Genomic DNA, 356 nt, shown 5'->3' with positions numbered 1-356 from the left:
TATTCTAACAGCCGCTGAAATAGAGGCTGATAGTGATACGTTTAATCAAGTGCTTTTATCGATACAGAAGCTGATTGGCGAGGGAATTCCTGATCTTAAAGACGCTTCATTAACTCAAAAAGGCGTTATTCAATTAAGTAGTGCAACCAACAGCACTAGCGAAATACTCGCCGCGACCCCTAAAGCTGTTAGAGCGGTTGATATTGCGGCGTTAAAGATTGCTAATAACCTTTCTGAAATTAAAGACGCTGGCCTAGCCGCTGTTGCACAAACTCTCTTAAACCTTGGTTTGGGCGACGTCGTACATCTTCCGCAGTTAACTGGGGTTGTTGGCACGTCACGCAATGCAAAAATGA

Annotated in this window: 1 protein-coding gene; it reads left to right on the top strand. The window is 43.8% G+C overall.

Translation table 11 applies throughout. The annotated features are described in order from the left end of the window. Window position 1: 1 nt before the first annotated feature. Window positions 2-356: phage tail protein (locus V2A85_RS24605; protein WP_420072680.1), on the top strand; the 355-nt coding region annotated here is incomplete at its 3' end.

It is taken from the genome of Yersinia sp. 1252 StPb PI (genome assembly GCF_048593885.1).
Lineage (GTDB): Bacteria > Pseudomonadota > Gammaproteobacteria > Enterobacterales > Enterobacteriaceae > Yersinia > Yersinia enterocolitica_E.
This window is presented reverse-complemented; position numbering and strand designations above follow the sequence as displayed.